Origin of the sequence: Amycolatopsis sp. NPDC005961, from assembly GCF_040629235.1 — a bacterium.
Taxonomy (GTDB): domain Bacteria; phylum Actinomycetota; class Actinomycetes; order Mycobacteriales; family Pseudonocardiaceae; genus Amycolatopsis; species Amycolatopsis camponoti.
The window spans coordinates 1-15,821 of sequence record NZ_JBEXVF010000045.1; the positions used below are offsets into that span (position 1 = coordinate 1).

General features: G+C 69.6%; 27 protein-coding genes. 9 read left to right on the forward strand and 18 right to left on the reverse strand.

Annotated features, from left to right (window positions below):
• Nucleotides 1-323 (forward strand): hypothetical protein (locus ABZ342_RS32020; protein WP_360480835.1); only part of this gene is annotated, 323 nt, incomplete at its 5' end.
• Between the two features lie 104 nt (nucleotides 324-427).
• On the opposite strand, the gene ABZ342_RS32025 is transcribed toward ABZ342_RS32020, so the two are convergent.
• From ABZ342_RS32025 to ABZ342_RS32090, 14 genes are all read right to left on the reverse strand, one after another.
• Nucleotides 428-688 carry a hypothetical protein gene (locus tag ABZ342_RS32025; RefSeq protein ID WP_360480838.1) on the reverse strand — a complete coding sequence of 87 codons (261 nt, stop codon included), beginning with the start codon at nucleotides 686-688 and terminating at the stop codon, nucleotides 428-430.
• A gap of 24 nt (nucleotides 689-712) precedes the next feature.
• Nucleotides 713-901 (reverse strand): hypothetical protein, encoded by a 189-nt coding sequence (locus ABZ342_RS32030; protein ID WP_360480841.1) that lies wholly within the window; start codon nucleotides 899-901, stop codon nucleotides 713-715.
• 114 nt (nucleotides 902-1,015) lie between these two features.
• Nucleotides 1,016-1,201 carry a hypothetical protein gene (locus ABZ342_RS32035; RefSeq protein ID WP_360480844.1) on the reverse strand — a complete coding sequence of 62 codons (186 nt, stop codon included), beginning with the start codon at nucleotides 1,199-1,201 and terminating at the stop codon, nucleotides 1,016-1,018.
• Nucleotides 1,202-1,390: 189 nt separating this feature from the next.
• On the reverse strand, nucleotides 1,391-1,579 hold the full coding sequence (locus tag ABZ342_RS32040; protein ID WP_360480847.1) for a hypothetical protein: 189 nt from the start codon (nucleotides 1,577-1,579) through the stop codon (nucleotides 1,391-1,393).
• A 167-nt stretch (nucleotides 1,580-1,746) separates the two neighbouring features.
• Nucleotides 1,747-2,271, reverse strand: a complete 525-nt coding sequence (locus ABZ342_RS32045) for a transglycosylase SLT domain-containing protein (protein WP_360480850.1) — start codon at nucleotides 2,269-2,271, stop codon at nucleotides 1,747-1,749.
• A 58-nt stretch (nucleotides 2,272-2,329) separates the two neighbouring features.
• A complete protein-coding gene (locus ABZ342_RS32050) occupies nucleotides 2,330-2,692 on the reverse strand; it encodes a hypothetical protein (RefSeq protein ID WP_360480853.1) in 363 nt (120 codons plus the stop codon).
• Nucleotides 2,693-2,705: 13 nt separating this feature from the next.
• Complete coding sequence (locus ABZ342_RS32055) at nucleotides 2,706-2,912, reverse strand: hypothetical protein (RefSeq protein WP_360480856.1); 207 nt, start codon at nucleotides 2,910-2,912, stop codon at nucleotides 2,706-2,708.
• A gap of 39 nt (nucleotides 2,913-2,951) precedes the next feature.
• On the reverse strand, nucleotides 2,952-3,338 hold the full coding sequence (locus ABZ342_RS32060) for an SsgA family sporulation/cell division regulator (RefSeq protein ID WP_360480859.1): 387 nt from the start codon (nucleotides 3,336-3,338) through the stop codon (nucleotides 2,952-2,954).
• Complete coding sequence (locus ABZ342_RS32065) at nucleotides 3,335-3,853, reverse strand: NUDIX domain-containing protein (protein ID WP_360480862.1); 519 nt, start codon at nucleotides 3,851-3,853, stop codon at nucleotides 3,335-3,337. Before ABZ342_RS32065 ends, ABZ342_RS32060 begins: the two co-directional genes overlap by 4 nt.
• Nucleotides 3,854-3,855: 2 nt before the next feature.
• Nucleotides 3,856-4,266, reverse strand: coding sequence for a hypothetical protein (locus tag ABZ342_RS32070; protein ID WP_360480865.1), 411 nt, complete (start codon nucleotides 4,264-4,266; stop codon nucleotides 3,856-3,858).
• A 34-nt stretch (nucleotides 4,267-4,300) separates the two neighbouring features.
• Entirely contained in the window at nucleotides 4,301-4,789 is a 489-nt protein-coding gene (locus tag ABZ342_RS32075) for a hypothetical protein (protein WP_360480868.1), read from the reverse strand.
• A gap of 45 nt (nucleotides 4,790-4,834) precedes the next feature.
• Complete coding sequence (locus ABZ342_RS32080; protein ID WP_360480875.1) at nucleotides 4,835-5,533, reverse strand: hypothetical protein; 699 nt, start codon at nucleotides 5,531-5,533, stop codon at nucleotides 4,835-4,837.
• 125 nt (nucleotides 5,534-5,658) lie between these two features.
• On the reverse strand, nucleotides 5,659-5,880 hold the full coding sequence (locus ABZ342_RS32085; protein ID WP_360480878.1) for a hypothetical protein: 222 nt from the start codon (nucleotides 5,878-5,880) through the stop codon (nucleotides 5,659-5,661).
• Nucleotides 5,880-6,191, reverse strand: a complete 312-nt coding sequence (locus tag ABZ342_RS32090; RefSeq protein ID WP_360480881.1) for a hypothetical protein — start codon at nucleotides 6,189-6,191, stop codon at nucleotides 5,880-5,882. Before ABZ342_RS32090 ends, ABZ342_RS32085 begins: the two co-directional genes overlap by 1 nt.
• A 125-nt stretch (nucleotides 6,192-6,316) precedes the next feature.
• Here ABZ342_RS32090 and ABZ342_RS32095 point away from each other — a divergent pair, with 125 nt between their 5' ends.
• The 3 genes from ABZ342_RS32095 (at nucleotide 6,317) to ABZ342_RS32105 (ending at nucleotide 8,016) form a co-directional block, all read left to right on the forward strand.
• Entirely contained in the window at nucleotides 6,317-6,643 is a 327-nt protein-coding gene (locus ABZ342_RS32095) for a winged helix-turn-helix domain-containing protein (protein ID WP_360480884.1), read from the forward strand.
• A 150-nt stretch (nucleotides 6,644-6,793) separates the two neighbouring features.
• Nucleotides 6,794-7,543, forward strand: a complete 750-nt coding sequence (locus ABZ342_RS32100) for an XRE family transcriptional regulator (RefSeq protein WP_360480886.1) — start codon at nucleotides 6,794-6,796, stop codon at nucleotides 7,541-7,543.
• Nucleotides 7,540-8,016 (forward strand): NUDIX domain-containing protein, encoded by a 477-nt coding sequence (locus tag ABZ342_RS32105; RefSeq protein ID WP_360480889.1) that lies wholly within the window; start codon nucleotides 7,540-7,542, stop codon nucleotides 8,014-8,016. Before ABZ342_RS32100 ends, ABZ342_RS32105 begins: the two co-directional genes overlap by 4 nt.
• Here ABZ342_RS32105 and ABZ342_RS32110 read toward each other — a convergent pair.
• Entirely contained in the window at nucleotides 8,004-8,558 is a 555-nt protein-coding gene (locus tag ABZ342_RS32110; protein WP_360480892.1) for an HD domain-containing protein, read from the reverse strand. The genes ABZ342_RS32105 and ABZ342_RS32110 overlap by 13 nt on opposite strands.
• Nucleotides 8,559-9,058: 500 nt before the next feature.
• Between ABZ342_RS32110 and ABZ342_RS32115 the strand changes: the two genes are divergently transcribed.
• From ABZ342_RS32115 to ABZ342_RS32130, 4 genes are all read left to right on the forward strand, one after another.
• The gene (locus ABZ342_RS32115) at nucleotides 9,059-9,430 is read left to right on the forward strand and encodes a hypothetical protein (RefSeq protein ID WP_360480895.1); all 372 of its coding nucleotides are present in this window, start codon (nucleotides 9,059-9,061) and stop codon (nucleotides 9,428-9,430) included.
• A gap of 243 nt (nucleotides 9,431-9,673) precedes the next feature.
• Complete coding sequence (locus ABZ342_RS32120) at nucleotides 9,674-10,249, forward strand: class I SAM-dependent methyltransferase (RefSeq protein WP_360480898.1); 576 nt, start codon at nucleotides 9,674-9,676, stop codon at nucleotides 10,247-10,249.
• Nucleotides 10,250-10,356: 107 nt separating this feature from the next.
• On the forward strand, nucleotides 10,357-10,707 hold the full coding sequence (locus ABZ342_RS32125; RefSeq protein WP_360480901.1) for a YciI family protein: 351 nt from the start codon (nucleotides 10,357-10,359) through the stop codon (nucleotides 10,705-10,707).
• Nucleotides 10,708-10,740: 33 nt separating this feature from the next.
• Nucleotides 10,741-11,526: an arylamine N-acetyltransferase gene (locus tag ABZ342_RS32130; RefSeq protein WP_360480904.1), complete on the forward strand. Its 786-nt coding sequence runs from the start codon at nucleotides 10,741-10,743 to the stop codon at nucleotides 11,524-11,526.
• Here the strand turns inward: ABZ342_RS32130 and ABZ342_RS32135 are convergent.
• The gene (locus tag ABZ342_RS32135; RefSeq protein WP_360480907.1) at nucleotides 11,520-13,829 is read right to left on the reverse strand and encodes an EAL domain-containing protein; all 2,310 of its coding nucleotides are present in this window, start codon (nucleotides 13,827-13,829) and stop codon (nucleotides 11,520-11,522) included. The two genes, ABZ342_RS32130 and ABZ342_RS32135, sit on opposite strands and share 7 nt — an antisense overlap.
• A 40-nt stretch (nucleotides 13,830-13,869) precedes the next feature.
• Complete coding sequence (locus ABZ342_RS32140; protein WP_360480910.1) at nucleotides 13,870-14,619, reverse strand: rhomboid-like protein; 750 nt, start codon at nucleotides 14,617-14,619, stop codon at nucleotides 13,870-13,872.
• 170 nt (nucleotides 14,620-14,789) lie between these two features.
• Here ABZ342_RS32140 and ABZ342_RS32145 point away from each other — a divergent pair, with 170 nt between their 5' ends.
• Nucleotides 14,790-15,302, forward strand: coding sequence for a hypothetical protein (locus ABZ342_RS32145; protein ID WP_360480913.1), 513 nt, complete (start codon nucleotides 14,790-14,792; stop codon nucleotides 15,300-15,302).
• Here the strand turns inward: ABZ342_RS32145 and ABZ342_RS32150 are convergent, their stop codons facing one another.
• On the reverse strand, nucleotides 15,303-15,749 hold the full coding sequence (locus ABZ342_RS32150) for a pyridoxamine 5'-phosphate oxidase family protein (protein WP_360480916.1): 447 nt from the start codon (nucleotides 15,747-15,749) through the stop codon (nucleotides 15,303-15,305). It abuts the gene before it with no gap.
• Nucleotides 15,750-15,821 lie beyond the last annotated feature (72 nt).

Genomic DNA, 15,821 nt, shown 5'->3' on the forward strand with positions numbered 1-15,821 from the left:
GAGGCTGCGCTGCGGAGTGCGCCCGCGGGAGGCTCCGCCGCGGCGCGGCAGGCTTCGGGGTGGGCGTGTTGCACTGGGAGCGGGCCCGCAGTTCGGCGGCGCACCGCCGTCGACCGCAGATTCGCAGGGTGGTGTTGGTTTGGGTGCGCTCCCGGCATACCACGCACAGCGCCCGCGTCTTCCGCGGCGCCGCGGCCTTCTTCGCGCCGGTGGCCTTCCGGGTGGTTGCGCGCTTGGGCGCGGCTTTGCGCGCGGTGGACTTTCTGGTGGGCTTGGGCTTCCTCTTGCCGAAACCGAACATGGTGGTGGCCTTCCCGGTCTGAGGGTCAGGAACGGACACCCCCGAACCCGAAGCGCAGGCGCGGGGGCGTCCACAGTGGTCAGTCGGAACGTGAGTGGCACCGACCGAGCAGGTCCGGGCCGGGCCTCACTGGTCCGCGGGCACGGCGGTGACGGTCATGGTCGAGGTGACCGCCGGGCACGGCCACCCGCGCGTCGGGTGGGCCACCATGCCCGCACCGCCGCCGGACGGGGTCGCGGTGGCGGTCGGGGCGAGCGTGGTCGGCGGCGGGCACGTGCTGGTGCTGGGCGCCAGCGGCGCCGGGTCCGGCGGCGCGGTGACGCGGTAGCCGATCAGGTACAGCACCCACAGGGTGATGAACACGATCAGGCCGATGATGATCCGCAAGCGGCATCAGTCCTTTCGGGATGGTCAGGTGGTTGGGACGTAGAGGAACCGGAACAGGGCCTGTTGCAGATGGACGTGGTCGTCTCCGCCGTCGGACAGCGGCGGGTAGCCGTGTGCGGCCAGGACGTCGGCGACGTCGAGCACCAGGCCGATGGTGAACCGCGGGTCGTGCTCCGGTTGCGGAAGTGGGTAGATGCGGGGCGGGCGGTCCACGGGCAGTCCTCCGAGGTGTCGCGAGTAGACAGCGGGCACGGGTGGTGCCGGGTTCCGGGCGGGCATCGTGTGCGCCGCCCGGAACCCGGGGCTTGCGGCGGGGTGGTGCGGGGTTCAGCGGGAGGACTTCGTCTTGGCCTTGCCCGCGAAGAGGAACAGCAGCGACACGACCGCGACCGCACCCAGCGCGAGCGGCAGGGTGGTGCCGTAGTGGGTGGGGTCCTTCTGGTGCAGGCTGAACGCGCCGAAGGCGAGCCAGGCGGTGACGGCGGCGACGACGAACGCGATGAACTTCGACATGGTTTTCTCCAGGGTTGTTTTTGTGGCAAAGCAATTGCCGAGCGGGGGAACCGAATTCGGTTGGGATGGCCAGCGAGCGTTGTAGCTATTTTCGTGGCGGCTGGCACCGGTGGGAATGCCCTGCTGCCCCAGCGGTGCCATGGCGGTGCCCCAGTCGCCCGTTACCTGTCTGTGATCGGCGGCGCTGGGTCAGCGCCGGGCCTTGGCGTCGGACTTGGTCTTGGACACGACGCCCGCGAACAGGAACATCACCGCGACCACGGCCAGCGCGAGCGGCAGGATGAGGCCGTAGTGGGCGGGGTCCTTCTGGTGCAGGCTGCTGGCGCCCCAGGTCAGCCACGCCGAAACCAGGGCGGCAGCGAACGCGATGATCCTCATGGGATTTCCTCCAGGGTTGTTGGTGTGAAACGGGAACGTGGTGCCGGTGAAGCGCGGGCCGCGGGCAGCACGGGGCCACCCGCGGCCCGTCGAGCGGCGGAGCGGGTGAAGCCGTGGTGCGGTGGGGGTGTGGCCGGTGAGCCCGGCCACGAGCAGGGTGGTGCGGCTCAGGCGCGGCGGTAGGCGGTGGCCTGGTCCTGGACCTTGTCGACGTACCAGCCGGCGTGGTTGTAGGCGAAGATCGCCCGCCGGGTATCCCCCGCTGCGAGGCCGGAGTCGCACAGGTAGTGCGCCGCCGCGGGGATCGCGTCGGCCGGGTCGTAGATGTCCGACCCGATCCCCTGGTGGCGCTGGCGGACGCCCGCGAAGGTGGCGGGCAGGAACTGCATCGGCCCGGCCGCTCCGGCAAAGTTCGTCCCGGAGCGCACCCCGGCGGCCTTGAGCCGCCCGTGGTCGGTTTCGACTTTCCCGATCGCGGCCAGCAGCGCCCAATCGAGAGCCGGGCAGGTGCCGGCCGCCGCGCGGTACTGGCTCAGGTACGGGCCGGGAATGTCGGCCACTCCCGGCCCGGCATCGGCAGCCAGCCCGACCCCGTCACCGAAGTCCAGGCCACCGTCGCGGGTGTAGCCGACAGCGACCGCGGCGACCACGAACAGAGCAGCCGCGCCGCCGACCTTGCCCAACAGCGTCATGGGTGTTCACCTCCTCCGCTGCGTGTCGGGTGAACGGCGGTACGGCGGGCGCAGGCGGTCACGAGGCAACCTCGTCCCGCTCGCGCCCGGCCCGCACCGTCACGTCTGCCGCCCCCGTGCGCTCGCGCCGGTCCTGGCGGCGGCGCCACCAGCTGGCGATCGCCGCGGCCAAGGCGGTGATGAGCCGGGCGGACCGGCGGGTGACCGGCCACTCCCACCCGATCCGGACCAGCAGCCCCGCGGCGATCGGCCAGACCAGCCAGCCGATACCGGCCCACAGAACCAGCCCGGCCAGCGCGCCGGCGACCACCGTCTCCGGCAGCCACCACCCCACCCGGGCGATCGCCCGGTCGACGACCGGGCCGCCGCCGGTCTCGGTCACCTCGCCGCGGTCGCGGCGACGCAACGTCTTGCCTGCCATCGTGTTTCTCCCTTCACCCGGTCTCCGGAGACGCCGGAACCGCTCCGACGAAACTTGCGGTGATCCGGGCGTCCAACCCGGACTGAACGACCAGCAGCAGCCGCGCGGCCAGCAGCAGCGGCCACCGCAGCAGCGACAGCGCGCAGAACAGCAGCACCGCCAGCGCGAACCCGGCCAGCCGCCACGATCCGTGCTCCTTCGCGATCTCGAACACGCTCACGACAAACGTCCTTTCCGGACAGTGGATGAGACTGGAAGGTCAGGCGGCGGCGGGCCCTGTGAGGCGTGCCCACTCGATCGCCCAGTCGATGTACTCGTGACCGGCGGGCACCAGCGAGTCCGCGGTGTCCAGGAAGCTTTCGACGTCGCCGCGGGGCACCGCGACCTCCGCCAGCCCCGTCGGCGAGGACAGCGTGATCACCATGCGGCTGACGTCGCCGCCGGTGTCCGGGCGGACTTCGACGTCGCCGTCCCCGGTCGGCTCGTTGCAGCCCGAAGCGAGCAGGTCCCGGGCGAACAGCCATGTCCGGCCGGCGACGGTGAACCGCACGGCCCACGGGTCGGCGGTGTCGTAGACCAGCTCCAGCGCGAGTTTCACGTTCGGTCCCAGCAGCACGCCGGTGGCCGGGTGGGTCGCGGTCGTCATCGCCCACCGCCCACGCCCGGCTCCATCGGCAGGCCGAAGCGGGCCGCCGCGTCGTGCAACATCACCGCGTGGTCGAAGGCGAACCCGGCCCCGGCGGCGATCCGCGCCGCCACCCGTAGCGGTAGCCACGCCGCGAGCCGGGCGTCGTCTCCTGCGACCACCGCGGGCATGTTCTCGAGTGCGGCGCCGTAGGCGACCGACACGTACCGGCCGCGGGCGTCCCGGCCGGGGGCGTCGTAGATGCCGATGCGGTCCAGCGCGACGTCGGTCAGGTCCAGGCCGGTTTCCTCCGCCGCTTCCCGCCGGGCCGCCTCCGCCGATGTCTCGTGCGGGTCGACGTGGCCGCCGGGGAAGGCCAGCCGGCCGCGGTGCGGGGGCCAGCCGCGTTCGATCAGCAGCACGTGCCACACCCCGTCGGCCGGGGCGAACAGGACCACGTCGGCGGCGTAGAAGACGGGGTGGCGGTCGTCGAGTCGGGCGGCCAGTTTGGCCGCGAACGAACTGAGCAGGCTCATGGTCACTGTCCTTTCCGGATTTCGAGGGCGAGCCGGTACAGCTCGTCCGGAGTAACCGACTCCCGGCCTCCGGCCCGGAGGGCCACGTAGCCACGGGCGAAGTCGAACGGGATCGAGCCGTAGACCCGGATCCGGACCCCGCCGGGTCCGCGGCCGGCGAAGCTGACGTGCAACTGCTGGTCGTCGGTGTGGGTCCACCTGCCGGTGATGCCGGTCAGCTGGTGGGTCCACACCAGCAAGGTCCCCAGCGCCGCGACCGGGTCGCGCTGGTGCGGCGGCTGGAAGGTCAGCTCGTTCTGGCTGGGGTAGATCGTGATGACGCTCGGTTCGGGCGCGGGGGTGTCGCGGACGACCTGGCGGGCGACGTCGGCGAGCTTGTCCAGCCCGGTCAGCGTGTCGAGTGCGGCGCTCATGGGCACAACTCCTTTGCAGGGCAACGGGTTCAGGTCAGGTGGTCGCGGCGAGCAGCAGCGCGACCGGGGCCAGGCACAGGCCGGTGGTCAGCAAACGGATCGCGGTGTTGGTTCGGGCGTACTTGCCCACCGCGATCCGCCCCAGCACCGCGACGTCGTCGGCGACCCGGTCGGCCGACGCGGCGACGTCGGTGTGCAGCAGCGCGGCGGGGCCGTTGCGGGCGGCATCCAGCCAGGTCCCCGGGACCGGGATGTTGTTCACCCGGGCCCGCAGGGCCGACAGCAGCACCAGCACCGCCGCGAAGATCGGTGCCGCCGCCAGCCACAGCGCGACCGCCGCGGGCACCGACGCGGCCCGGGGGCTCAGCGCGATCACCCCGGCCAGGGCAGCACCGACCAGCGAAAGCAAGATCTGGGCCTTGGTGTCGGCCCGGCGGATCTCGTCCCGGGCCTGCTCGTGAGCGTCCTTGACGTGCTGAGGGACGGTGGTGGTGCTCGGTGCCGCGTGGTCGGTCGTGGCCATGCTGGTCTCCAGTTCCACAGTGGATGAGCCGGACGGGCGGGGAGGTCAGGCGGCGCGCACGGCGCCGGGGCCGGCCAACTGGCTGGTGACGTAGGAGACGAACGACCGCTGAGCGCACGGGTGCACCAGGTCGGTCTGCGGGTCCCGCAGGCTGGTCCGCAGCCACAGCGTCAGCCGCGCGACCGACCAGTGCTGGCGTCGCCGGGCGGCGATCGCGGCCACCAGCGACTCAAGGAACACCGCCCGCACCCGCGGCGCCCGGGTCGCGGCCTTCACCACCACCGGGCTCAGCGGCGCGGCGTTCGACAGCGGCGGCCGGCTGGTCCGCGGGACCGCCGTCACCGCGGCCTCGCGCTGGTCAGCGGCCAGGATTCGCAGCTGGGCGGCCACGTCTCGATAGACCCCGGCGCGGCGGTGCATCACCAGGTCACGAGTGCGGCGGACCAGCAGCCGGGCGTTGGCCGCCAGCAGACCGGCCAGCGCCTCGAACTCCCCCGCCACGCCAGCCGCCACCGCCGCCGCGTCGTCGACCGTCAGCGCCACGCTCAGGGGGTTGCCGGCCGTCTGCGGGTCCGTCTCGATCCACAGGCGCAGCTGGGCGGCCACGTCGGTGTACACCGCGGCACGCACGCCCGTCACGACCTCCGGCAGCCCCGCCCCGGTCAGCACCGCGGCGTTGCGGGTCAGCGTGTCGGCCAGGCCCGACAGCCGGGCCGCGATCACCTGAGTCAGCGTGCAAGACATGAGCGGAATCCCTTTCAGGCCAGGCGATCCGCGACCAGGAGCGGGCATAGCTCTGCCCCGGGACGAATGCCGAAGATTTGTGGATCAGGCGCGGAAACTGCGCAGAGAGCGAAGAACAGTGGTGATCAGGCGGCCGGGTTGAGTTCGGCGGCGACGTCGGCGAGTTCGGCCCGGAACACCTGGGCCAGGCGCATCGCCTCCAGCCCGTGCGGGCCGGGGAACTCCGCGCGCATCGTGCGGTAGGCGACGTCCAGCCAGTGCGCCCGGTCTGCCGCGATCGCCGACACCGGCGGCATCGTGGCCAGCACACCCGCGAACACTGCCGGGACGAACAGACGGTCAATCATCAGGCCACCTCGTCCAGCCACGCGGCGGCCCGAGCCTGCTCCGCCCGGCTCCTGCGGTCGGCACCGGAGAGCAAGTCCACCGACACGAATCGCAGCGGCACCAGCTCGCCGTCCGCGGTCCAGGCGGTGCCCGGCTGTGTGTTCAGCTCCGTGTCGAACCGCGCCAGCAGATCGCGGCAGTCGGCCAGTTCATCCACCGACACGAAGCGGGAGACGTCAGCAGCCAGGCTGCCGGTGTCGGCGAACACGTCGAAGTCCAGTTCTTCGGCGGACATCTCCACCTGGCGGCGGCTGGGGTGTGCGTACCTCATTGGGTTGGACCCTTCCTTGCGGTTGCCCTACTGACACATACCAATCTAGATCGGTATGTGTCAGTTGGCACTACGTCGTTCGGGTGATGTAGGTCAGATTGAGTCGGTCTAGCTAGACTTGCCCTATGGACGGCAGCGCGGCGGCAATGGCTACCTACGAGCGAGTGGCCGAACAGATCCGGGCGGACATCCGGCGAGGTGTTCTCAAGCCAGGGGAGAAGCTTCCCGGCAACCGGGTCCTGGCAGACAAGTACGACGTTGCGCTGGGCACAGCGCAGAAAGCGCTGCGGCTGCTACAGGACGAGAAGTGGCTTACGGCGACGCCGTCCGTCGGCGTTTTCGTCAACGAGATCCCGGCGGAGGTGGTCGACCCGTTGAGTGCGATGGCCGGCGAGCTGGCCGAGCTACGCAAAAGGGTCGACGCCTTGGAGAAGTTGGTGGGGGAGCGTTGAGGGCTGGGGTTCCGGTGCGCTGTCATGCCATAAGAGAACCGCAGGTCAGAGGACGGCAGCACCACGTTTCCGAAGATCTTTGGGGACGTCCCAGTGCCGCGAGACATCCTGAGAAAAGTCTGAGAAACGTCCCGACGGGAGGAGAGGCGAGTGGCTAACGACCGTCTGCGCACAGCGATCTTGGCTGCCAACCTGACCGTCGAAGATCTCGCCGCCAAGGTCAACGCGGACCCGAAGACGGTGGACCGGTGGATCAGGAACGAGGTCGTGCCTCACCGCAAGACTCGACACAGGATCGTCGGTGCACTGGGCGGGCGCGAGCAGGATCTTTGGCCCTCTCTCGCGACCGACGCGCGGCCCGCGCCTACCGAGTCGGAGCTAGTGCACCTGTATCCGTCCCGGTCGGCCATCACGGGGCGTGGCTGGGAGGTGTTGCTGGCCGGCGTGAAGAAGCGAATGGATGTGCTGGTCTTCTCCGGGGCGTTCCTGGTCGAGCAGTACGACCTGGTCCCGCTGATCCGCGAGAAAGCCGCGGCGGGCGTGCAATTCCGCCTTTTGGTCGGAAACGAGGCTGCGGAAGCGGTCAAGCAGCGCGCGATCGAGGAGGGCACACCGGGGGGCCTGGAAGGGCGAGTGCAGCTAATGCGTCGCTACCTTGCCGACGTTGTAGAGCTTGACGGCGTCGAGGTTCGAACACACGGTGAAATTCTGTACAACTCACTTTACCGGTTCGATGATGACCTGTTGGTCAACGGTCACACCCTTGGTGCCCTCGCCGGTCAAAGTCCGGTCATGCATTTACGTCGACAGCCAAATGGTCAGATGTGGCAGCACTACATGCGTTCATTCGAGCGGAACTGGTCCGCTGGCGTACCCGAGGAACCATCGGAGATCTCATGAGTCGGATTGACTACTTCAACGACCCGCGTGCGCCGGCCGCAAATAGCGTCGTTCCGTCTGTGACTGTAGCAATTCGCGACGACGCGGGGCGGATTCTCCTGATTCACAAAATCGATAACGGGCTATGGGCGCTGCCGGGCGGTGGGCACGATGCGGGGGAGCGGATCGCCGATACGGCAGTGCGGGAGGTGCAGGAAGAGACGGGACTGCGCATTGACGTTGTTCGCCTGATCGGCACCTACACCGACCCAAACCACGTAATGGCGTACGACGACGGCGAGGTCCGACAGCAGTTCTCGTTGTGCTTCGAAGGACGCTGGATCGGCGGTGAGCCTCGGGAAGACGGCACGGAAACAAAGGCTGTGCGATGGGTCGCCCCGGAAGAGCTGGACGCGCTGAACATTCACCCGTCAATGAGACTGCGGATTGATCACGCACTGGACCCGTCGCGAACGTCGCCCTACTTGGGGTGACTTTCGGGCAGTCGACTCGTTGTGCGGTGCACTGCCTCTTTGAGGATAGGGGCGGCCTTAACCCATGTCCGATGAACGGGGTCGGTGACCGGATATCGCTTCAAGATTTCCGCAATTCGTTCGTCGTAGGTCAAACGCTCACCGTCCGGCCCTGTTGTGAGATCCGCGGTGACTAAGGCGTCTAAGACCGGGTTGTCGGCGAACGGAAATTCGTCTAGTTGCTCGCTCATCCCTCGCTCTGCCGCTTCGAAGCGAGCCCCGGAATGGTGTGCCACGAGATTCACGACGTCAGCCGGCCAGCCGAGGTCTCGGAGGTGGCGCGCGCCGTCGAGAGGATGGAACTTGGTCAGGCCGATCTCGGGTGCGTACCCGATGTCGTGGAGCCACGCTGCCGCCACGAGGTGCTCCGCCTGATCCGGCCGCACAGCGCCGGTCAGTTCGCCCGCGCGTGCTGCCACGGCTTGCACATGCGACCAGCGACGCCCGAGCGGGCTAACGAGCTGCTCCGCAAGCCGTGCGGCGTCCTCAACGAGTGTGGCCATAGTCCTCGACTCTATCGTCCGGTGCGTGGTGCGGCGCGTGCCTCGCGTCGTGCGGTCGCTGGCCCCCGAGCAGGGGGGCCGGAGGTGCCCAAACTGGGTTCCAGTCGTCAGGGTCCGTACAAGTTCACGGACGTACAGCCGCGTCCCTGACCTGCGTCAACGCGCCTGACGAACCGGCGTGAACGAACTACCCGAGACCTGAAAAGCGGAAGGTCGCCGGTTCGACCCCGGCCCTGGCCACGCTTGTAGAAGCCGTCTTGACTCAGGTCAGGGCGGCTTTTTCCATGTCTGGGCCGATCTTGGGCGTGGCCGTCGTCGACCTAGGGTGGCCTTGGTCGACCTTGGGTGACCGCCGTAGGCCGCCGCTGGTCGCACGATGAGAGACGTCTCGGGGCGATCCGGATCTTTCCCTCGCTACGTTGCTGATCAACGGCTGGTCGCCGTTGGCGGAGCGGAATCCAGGAGGGGAAATGCATCGGTTACAGCGATCGCTGTAGTTCGTGGCGGCCTTGGTGCTGTCGTCCGGCGGGTTGGTGGCGGCGACCCAGGAGGCCGCGGCCGCGACCGGTGACGCGGCCAGTGCCGTCGTCAGCCCGGCGGATCCGAAGCCGCCTCTTACGGCCAGCAATCCCGGCCCCCAGACCGGCACCGCCGGCGTCCCGGTCACTCCGGTCCAGCTCTATTGCTACCACCAGAACTACATTTGTGACTGGAAGATCACGGGCCTGCCGCCGGGTCTGACCTACACGTCCTACGGGAACATCAGCGGCACGACGACGGTGGCCGGTTTCTACACCGTCAACGGGACGGTGAAGGACGTCATCGATCAGCGGACCGCCACCACCTCGTTCTCCTGGACCATCAACCCTTAGTCGTGGCCAGGTCGGCAGCTTGGTGCCGTCTCGGTTCGCGTCCAGGCTCCGGCTCCGACGAGAATCCGGGTGTGTACTGCCTTGAAGCGGCCATCGCCGGGTTCTGGAAGGCGCTGGAACTCCGATTTCGCAAGCGCTGCGCGCACTCGGCGTCGAGCGCGGCGCTCACCTCGACGAGTTCGACGCGGTCCGGCTCGGGCGCTTCCGGGAAACGGATCGATGGCTCACCCCGAAGGACCCACTGTGACGCCGAATCCCTGGGACACCGAAGCCGCGACCTTCGACGACCAACCCGACCACGGCCTCCGCGACCCGGTCGTCCGCGCGGCCTGGAAAGAACTTCTCCTCCCGCTGATCCCGGCCGCCCCAGCGAAGATCATCGATCTCGGCTGCGGTACCGGCAGCCTGTCCTTGCTCCTCGCCGAAGCGGGCCATGACGTCTGCGGGATCGACCTCTCGGCCCGCATGCTCGACGTCGCCAGGACGAAAGCCGCCGGGATCGACGTCGATTTCCGGCAAGGCGACGCGGCCGATCCTCCCACCACGCAGACCTATGACGTCGTCCTCGTACGGCACGTGCTCTGGGCCCTGCCCGATCCGGACGCCGCCCTGGGGAAGTGGGTGGGGCTGCTCAATCCCGGGGGACGGCTCGTCCTCGTCGAAGGTCGGTGGTTCACCGGTGCCGGACTCACGCGGGACGAATGCCGGACCCTTGTCGCAGCTCACCGGCAGGAGACAGTCGTCCGCCCGCTTGACGACCCCGCCTTGTGGGGCAAGGACATCGACGATGAGCGGTACCTGCTCCTGAGCCGCTGTTAGGCCGAACGAGTGAACCCCGAAAGCCGGTGTCCGGACGCTGCGGCCGGCGCCGACCACCCGGCGAAAGGCAGCCCATCCGGGGCCGCCGCCCATACCGGGGAGCCGACGTGCGATACCTCCTTACCCTCCACATGAACCCGACCCTCTGGGCCACCCTCACCGACGACCAGAAGAACGGCGTCTACGAAGGCCACGGCGACTTCATCAAGCTCGTCACCGGCACCGGTGAAATGGTCGAGACCAAGGCGCTCGCCGAAGCGTCCGAAACCAAGACCGTCCGCGTCAAGGACGGCGTGACCGACGTCGGCGACGGCGCCTTCGTCGAGTCGGAGGCCTTCCTCTGTGGCTACTACATCGTCGACGTCGCAACCGAAGCGCGCGCTGTCGAGCTGGCCGCGATGATTCCCGATGCGCAGTACACCGCCGTCGAGGTGCGGAAGATCGTCCACGAAGGTTGACCTCCAGCAAGGTCGAGGGTGCACGCTGAACCCATGACCAGCGAGTGGGGCTCCGACGCCGTCGACCTGGACGCCTACCTGACCAGGATCGGGCAACGACGACGGCCGCCGTCCGAAGAAGCGCTCGGGGACCTCGTGCGCGCGCACGTCCGGGCGATCCCGTTCGAGAACGTCGACGTCGTTCTCGGGCAGCACCAAGGGATTTCTCTCGACGTCGTGAGCGCGAAGCTCGTCGGACGGCGGCGGGGCGGCTACTGCTACGAGCAGAGTGGCCTCTTCGCCGCCGTCCTCGAGCAGCTCGGCTACACCGTCCACCGGCTCGCCGCGCGCGTCCAGCCGCGGCGGCCGGGGCCGTACACCCACATGACGCTCGTCGTCGAAGCCGACGGCAACCGCTTTCACGCCGACGTCGGGTTCGGGGCCGGGATCCTCGCCCCGATGCCGCTCGTCGACGGCCAGGAGACCGACCAGGCCGGCTGGCCGCACCGGCTGACCGAGCGGAACGGCTGGTGGACGCTGAAGAAGGGCGACGAGGACCTGCTCGACTTCCGGCTCGACGGCATGCACCCGATCGACTTCGAGGTCTACCACCACTACACCTCGACGCACCCGAAGTCGCCGTTCACCGGGCGGCTGGTGGTCATGACGCTCGAGCCGGGCGTCAGCCGGAAGCTGCTGGGCCGCGAGCTGACCGTCGAAAAGCCCGACGGCAGCAGCGAAACCACCGTCATCGCGCCGGACGAACTCGACGCCACCCTCAAGGACCTCGGCATCGAGCTGACGCCGGACGAGCTGGAGCGCCTGAAAGCCGGCTACTGACCGAACAGCTCGGCCGCCGCGACCGGGCGGCCGAGGTGGTAGCCCTGGGCCTGGTCGCAGCCCAGCGAGCGCAGCAGGTCCACCTGCTCCGCGGTCTCGACTCCTTCGGCGATTACCGTCAGGTCGACGGCGTGGGCCATCGCGATGATGCTCGTGACGATCGCCGCCGCGTCGCGGGATTCGGCGATGCCGGTGATGAACGAGCGGTCGATCTTGAGCGTGTCCAGCGTCAGCCGGCGCAGCTGCGCGAGCGACGAATACCCGGTGCCGAAGTCGTCGATCGCCAGCAGGACACCCAGTGAGCGCAGGGAAGCCAGCACTTCGGCGGCCGCTTCCTGGTCGCGCATCAACGCGCTTTCGGTGACCTCCAGGCAGAGCGCGCCGGCCGGCAGCCCGGTGTTGGCCAGCGCGTCCTGCACCGCGGGCACCAGGTGCGGGTCGTCGAGCTGGCGGGTCGAAAGATTGACCTTCAGCGTGAGGTCCAGACCCTGGTCACGGCGGCGCGCGGCCAGCTCGCGCGTCGTCGCGCGGAGCATCTCCTTGCCGATCACGTTGATCAGGTCGCTCTCTTCGGCGAGCGGGATGAACTCCACGGGCGAGATCGCGCCGTGGCGGGGGTGGGTCCAGCGCAGCAGCGCCTCGACCGCGACCATGTCGCCGGTCTTCAGGTCGACGACCGGCTGGTACGCGGGCCAGAGCTGGCCGTCGTGCACCGCGTCGCGCAGGTCCTGCTCCATCCGCAGCCGCCGCTGCATCCGCTCGCGCAGGCCGACGTCGAAGAAGTGGTGCCGGCCCCGGCCGAGCGTCTTGGCCTGGTACATCGCGACGTCGGCGTCGCGCAGCAGGTCCTCCGCGCTGCGGCGGTCGGCACTGCCGACGAGCACGACACCGATGCTGGCGTCGAGGTGCAGCTGACGGCCGAGCACGCCGATCGGCTCGGCCAGGGCGGCCCGCAGGTGCTCGGCCAGCGCCCGGACCTCGGCGGGTTCGGTGACTTCGCCGGTGACGACGACGAACTCGTCGCCGCCGAGCCGCCCGACCAGGTCGTCCCGGCCGGAGCAGCGGCGCAGGCGCTCGCCGACGATCCGCAGCACCTGGTCGCCGACCGAGTGCCCGAGCGAGTCGTTGATGACCTTGAACTTGTCCAGGTCGAGGAACAGCACGGTGAGCGCGCCGCGTCCGGTGCCGTCGAGCCGGTCGAGCACCAGGGTCCGGTTGGCCAGCCGGGTGAGCGGGTCGTGGGTCGCGTCGTGGGCGAGCCGCGCGCTGATCGCGCGGGTTTCGGTGATGTCGGTGAACGACGTGACGACGGCCAGCGCCGCCGGGTCGTCGGGGTTGAGCAGCCGCGAGGTCAGCGACACCCAGACGTCGCGGCCGTCCGGCCGGCGCAGCCGCACGACCAGGCCGTTGTGCGAGACGCCGGTCCGCCGCGTCTGCACCGACGGCGTCTCGTCCGGCGGGATCCAGTGCCCGGCCTCGGTGAACAGCACGAGCGTGTGGCACGGGACGCCGACCAGCTCGGCTTCGGTGACGCCGATGATCCGGCACGCCGCCGGGTTCGCCGCTTCGATGAGCCCGCCCGGGCCCATCACCAGCACGCCTTCGTCGAGGGACGCGACGACCGTGCGGTAGTTCTGCTCGGCCCGCCGCCGCGCGGTTTCGTCCGCGCAGACGAGCACGTACCCGTCGTTCATCTCAGCTGCCGAAACGCGGACCGTCAGGGGAGCGCCGTCCCGTCGCCGGTGCAGCGCTTCGGTGACCCCGCCGCCGCACAGGTCGAGCGGCGCGCCGACCAGCTCGCTCGCCCGCCGTCCGACGGCTTCGGCCGCGGTCCAGCCGTACACGGCTTCGGCGGCCGGGTTCCAGCTGGTCACGACGCCTTCGCCGGTGGTCGCGATCAGCGCGTCGCTGACGTGCGACACGAGCGCGGCCTGGTAGCGAAGGGCGTCCGCGGCCGCCTTCTTCGCCGTGATGTCCCGCATGACGACCTGGTAGGCGTCCCCGCCGAGGTGCACCGACACCGTCTCGACGGCGAACTTGCTGCCGTCCAGCCGGGACATCAGGGCTTCGACCGGCTCGCTCGCCTGGCCGGGCTCGGTCAGCAGCGCGAGCTTCCCGACCACCGCGGCACGCGAGTCCTCCGCGACGAAGTCGGTGAACCGGCGGCCGACGACCTCGGCCGCCGACCGCGCGGCGAACGTCTCGAGAGCCGCGCGGTTGGCGTAGGTCAGGACGCCGTGCTCGTGGACGCAGATCGCGTCCGGACTCAGCTCGACCAGTGCGGCGAGGGAGCCTGCCTGCATGAGCGTCGTCCCCCCGGCAGTCGGCGTGTGGCTCGGTCGATTACACCACCGACTCCGGCCCCTGCCTACCCGCCGGAATCCGGGTCCGGCCTGCGGCTGCGCCACGCAGCCGCGGTCCCCAGAACAGCAGCCCGAAGTGCGCCGCGACCGCGTGGCCGAGCAGCGTGACGACCGAGTCGAGGGCCAGCGGGTCGTCGCTCAACCAGATCGCCGCGATGAACGCCTCCATGACGGCCAGCGCGACGAGCCGGGACCGGCCGCGCAGCAGGAAGACGAGGGCGCCGGCGGTGGTGAAGAAGCCGTAGCTGACGCCGATGTCGAGCCAGTGCCCGGCCGAGTTCGGCAGGACGCGGGCGCTGATCAGGGCCATCACCGGCAGCTCGGTGACGAGCGTGGCCAGCACGTGGCCGGAGAAGAACACGGTCACCGCGCGGCGGGCGCCGAAGCGGCGTTCCAGCGGGGCGACGGCGATCGTGAAGATCACGACGTAGGCGAGCCAGCCTTCGTCGGACAGCCAGATCGCGCTGGTCAGCAGCGAGGTCAGCGGCCGCCGCCACAGGTTGTGGGCGTCGGTGCTGGACAGCTGGAGCAGCCGGTTCGCCAGCTCCGGGTCGGCGAACTTGAGCAGCAGCGTCGTGCCCAGCAGGAGAACGAGGTAACCGAACGTGAAGGGGGTCACCTTCGGATGGGGGACGGCCTTGGCGAACGCCGTCAGGCTGCGACGCGGAACGGCGAGCCGGGGGACCGGCCGATCGGCTTTCAGCAGCATGGTTCGAGCTTCGCCCGTCATGCTGGGAGTCTCCCGAACCGCAGCTGTGAATCCGCTGTGGAATGTCACCCACCGTCAAACCCAACGTTACGTGACGAATTTTTGCCAAAAACTCACCCTTTTGGGGGGCTTGTGCGGTAAAAATACGGTCAATATGTCGGCCGAGAGGCCTTTCGGGAGGGTCTGCCGGGGTGAACGACGAGATATCGGTCGGCGAGCTGCTCGTGCGCGAGGGCTGGGGCGAACGTTCGGCACCGGGCCAGTCGCGCTGGCGCGTGCTGGCGGTGATGCTCGCCGTCGTCATCGGCTGCGGCGCCGCGGCGGTGCTGGTCGGCCTCGGCGGCAAGGGCACCGACAACGCGTCCCCGGTCGACCAGATCCAGGTCATCCCGTTCCCCCAGCGCACCACCGGCCTGGGCGGCGCCGATCAGGCCACGGACTCGCCCCCGGAGGGCGGCACCGGCGGCGGCGACGTCGTCCCGGGTGTCGGCGTCCCGCGGGAGACCGTCACCGAGGTGCCGGGCACGGATCCGACCACCGAGAGCAGCACGGGCTCGACAACGCCGACCACCACGCCGACCAGCGGTGGCCCTAGCGGCTCGGTCACCTCGACCTCGACTCCGCCGCAGGGCCCTCCGCCGACCCCCACCCCGACACCCACGCCGACCAAGAAGACGACGTGCGTGCTCGTCATCTGCTGGTGATCAGGCCAGCTTCTCCGCGAGGTCGCTGAAGTCCGACGTGTTCCACCGCTCCGGGCGCATCACGATCGCGATGTTGCTCCCGTGGGTGTCGTCGGTCGCGTCGGTGTACGCCTCGCTGACGCCCGGGGGCAGGTAGCGCGCGGCCATCTCGTGCCGCTGCGCCTTCGTCATCGGCCACGACTCCACCACCGGGCCTTCGACCGAGGCGTACTTGTAGACGCCGTCCTGCTGCTGGACGCACAGCGCGAAGCGGCCGGCCGCCTCGATCAGCCGGGACTTGCGCGAGCCGGGCGAGGTCATCACGACGACGTCGCCGCCCGGCTCGTAGCGGTACCAGATCGGCGTGGTCAGCGGCGCCCGGCCGGGCTCGGCCGCCACGCTGAGCACGCCGACCTGCGGCCGGGCGAGGAACGCTTCGCGCTCGTCCTTGGTCATCTTCCGGGCCATCTCGGCTCTCCTTAAAGCAATCTGATTTGACTTAAGGCTAGCCACGGGCGGACCACAAAAGCAAGTGTCATT

What these genes read in the sequence shown, in the direction of transcription:
- ABZ342_RS32060 (WP_360480859.1), bottom strand. Translation starts at nt 3,338, where the DNA reads ATGACGACCGCGACCCACCCGGCCACCGGCGTGCTGCTGGGACCGAAC.
- ABZ342_RS32050 (WP_360480853.1), bottom strand. Translation starts at nt 2,692, where the DNA reads ATGGCAGGCAAGACGTTGCGTCGCCGCGACCGCGGCGAGGTGACCGAG.
- ABZ342_RS32085 (WP_360480878.1), bottom strand. Translation starts at nt 5,880, where the DNA reads ATGATTGACCGTCTGTTCGTCCCGGCAGTGTTCGCGGGTGTGCTGGCC.
- ABZ342_RS32105 (WP_360480889.1), top strand. Translation starts at nt 7,540, where the DNA reads ATGAGTCGGATTGACTACTTCAACGACCCGCGTGCGCCGGCCGCAAAT.
- ABZ342_RS32045 (WP_360480850.1), bottom strand. Translation starts at nt 2,271, where the DNA reads ATGACGCTGTTGGGCAAGGTCGGCGGCGCGGCTGCTCTGTTCGTGGTC.
- ABZ342_RS32090 (WP_360480881.1), bottom strand. Translation starts at nt 6,191, where the DNA reads ATGAGGTACGCACACCCCAGCCGCCGCCAGGTGGAGATGTCCGCCGAA.
- ABZ342_RS32095 (WP_360480884.1), top strand. Translation starts at nt 6,317, where the DNA reads ATGGACGGCAGCGCGGCGGCAATGGCTACCTACGAGCGAGTGGCCGAA.
- ABZ342_RS32065 (WP_360480862.1), bottom strand. Translation starts at nt 3,853, where the DNA reads ATGAGCCTGCTCAGTTCGTTCGCGGCCAAACTGGCCGCCCGACTCGAC.
- ABZ342_RS32135 (WP_360480907.1), bottom strand. Translation starts at nt 13,829, where the DNA reads ATGCAGGCAGGCTCCCTCGCCGCACTGGTCGAGCTGAGTCCGGACGCG.
- ABZ342_RS32110 (WP_360480892.1), bottom strand. Translation starts at nt 8,558, where the DNA reads ATGGCCACACTCGTTGAGGACGCCGCACGGCTTGCGGAGCAGCTCGTT.
- ABZ342_RS32150 (WP_360480916.1), bottom strand. Translation starts at nt 15,749, where the DNA reads ATGGCCCGGAAGATGACCAAGGACGAGCGCGAAGCGTTCCTCGCCCGG.
- ABZ342_RS32040 (WP_360480847.1), bottom strand. Translation starts at nt 1,579, where the DNA reads ATGAGGATCATCGCGTTCGCTGCCGCCCTGGTTTCGGCGTGGCTGACC.
- ABZ342_RS32070 (WP_360480865.1), bottom strand. Translation starts at nt 4,266, where the DNA reads ATGAGCGCCGCACTCGACACGCTGACCGGGCTGGACAAGCTCGCCGAC.
- ABZ342_RS32130 (WP_360480904.1), top strand. Translation starts at nt 10,741, where the DNA reads ATGACCAGCGAGTGGGGCTCCGACGCCGTCGACCTGGACGCCTACCTG.
- ABZ342_RS32140 (WP_360480910.1), bottom strand. Translation starts at nt 14,619, where the DNA reads ATGACGGGCGAAGCTCGAACCATGCTGCTGAAAGCCGATCGGCCGGTC.
- ABZ342_RS32075 (WP_360480868.1), bottom strand. Translation starts at nt 4,789, where the DNA reads ATGGCCACGACCGACCACGCGGCACCGAGCACCACCACCGTCCCTCAG.
- ABZ342_RS32035 (WP_360480844.1), bottom strand. Translation starts at nt 1,201, where the DNA reads ATGTCGAAGTTCATCGCGTTCGTCGTCGCCGCCGTCACCGCCTGGCTC.
- ABZ342_RS32080 (WP_360480875.1), bottom strand. Translation starts at nt 5,533, where the DNA reads ATGTCTTGCACGCTGACTCAGGTGATCGCGGCCCGGCTGTCGGGCCTG.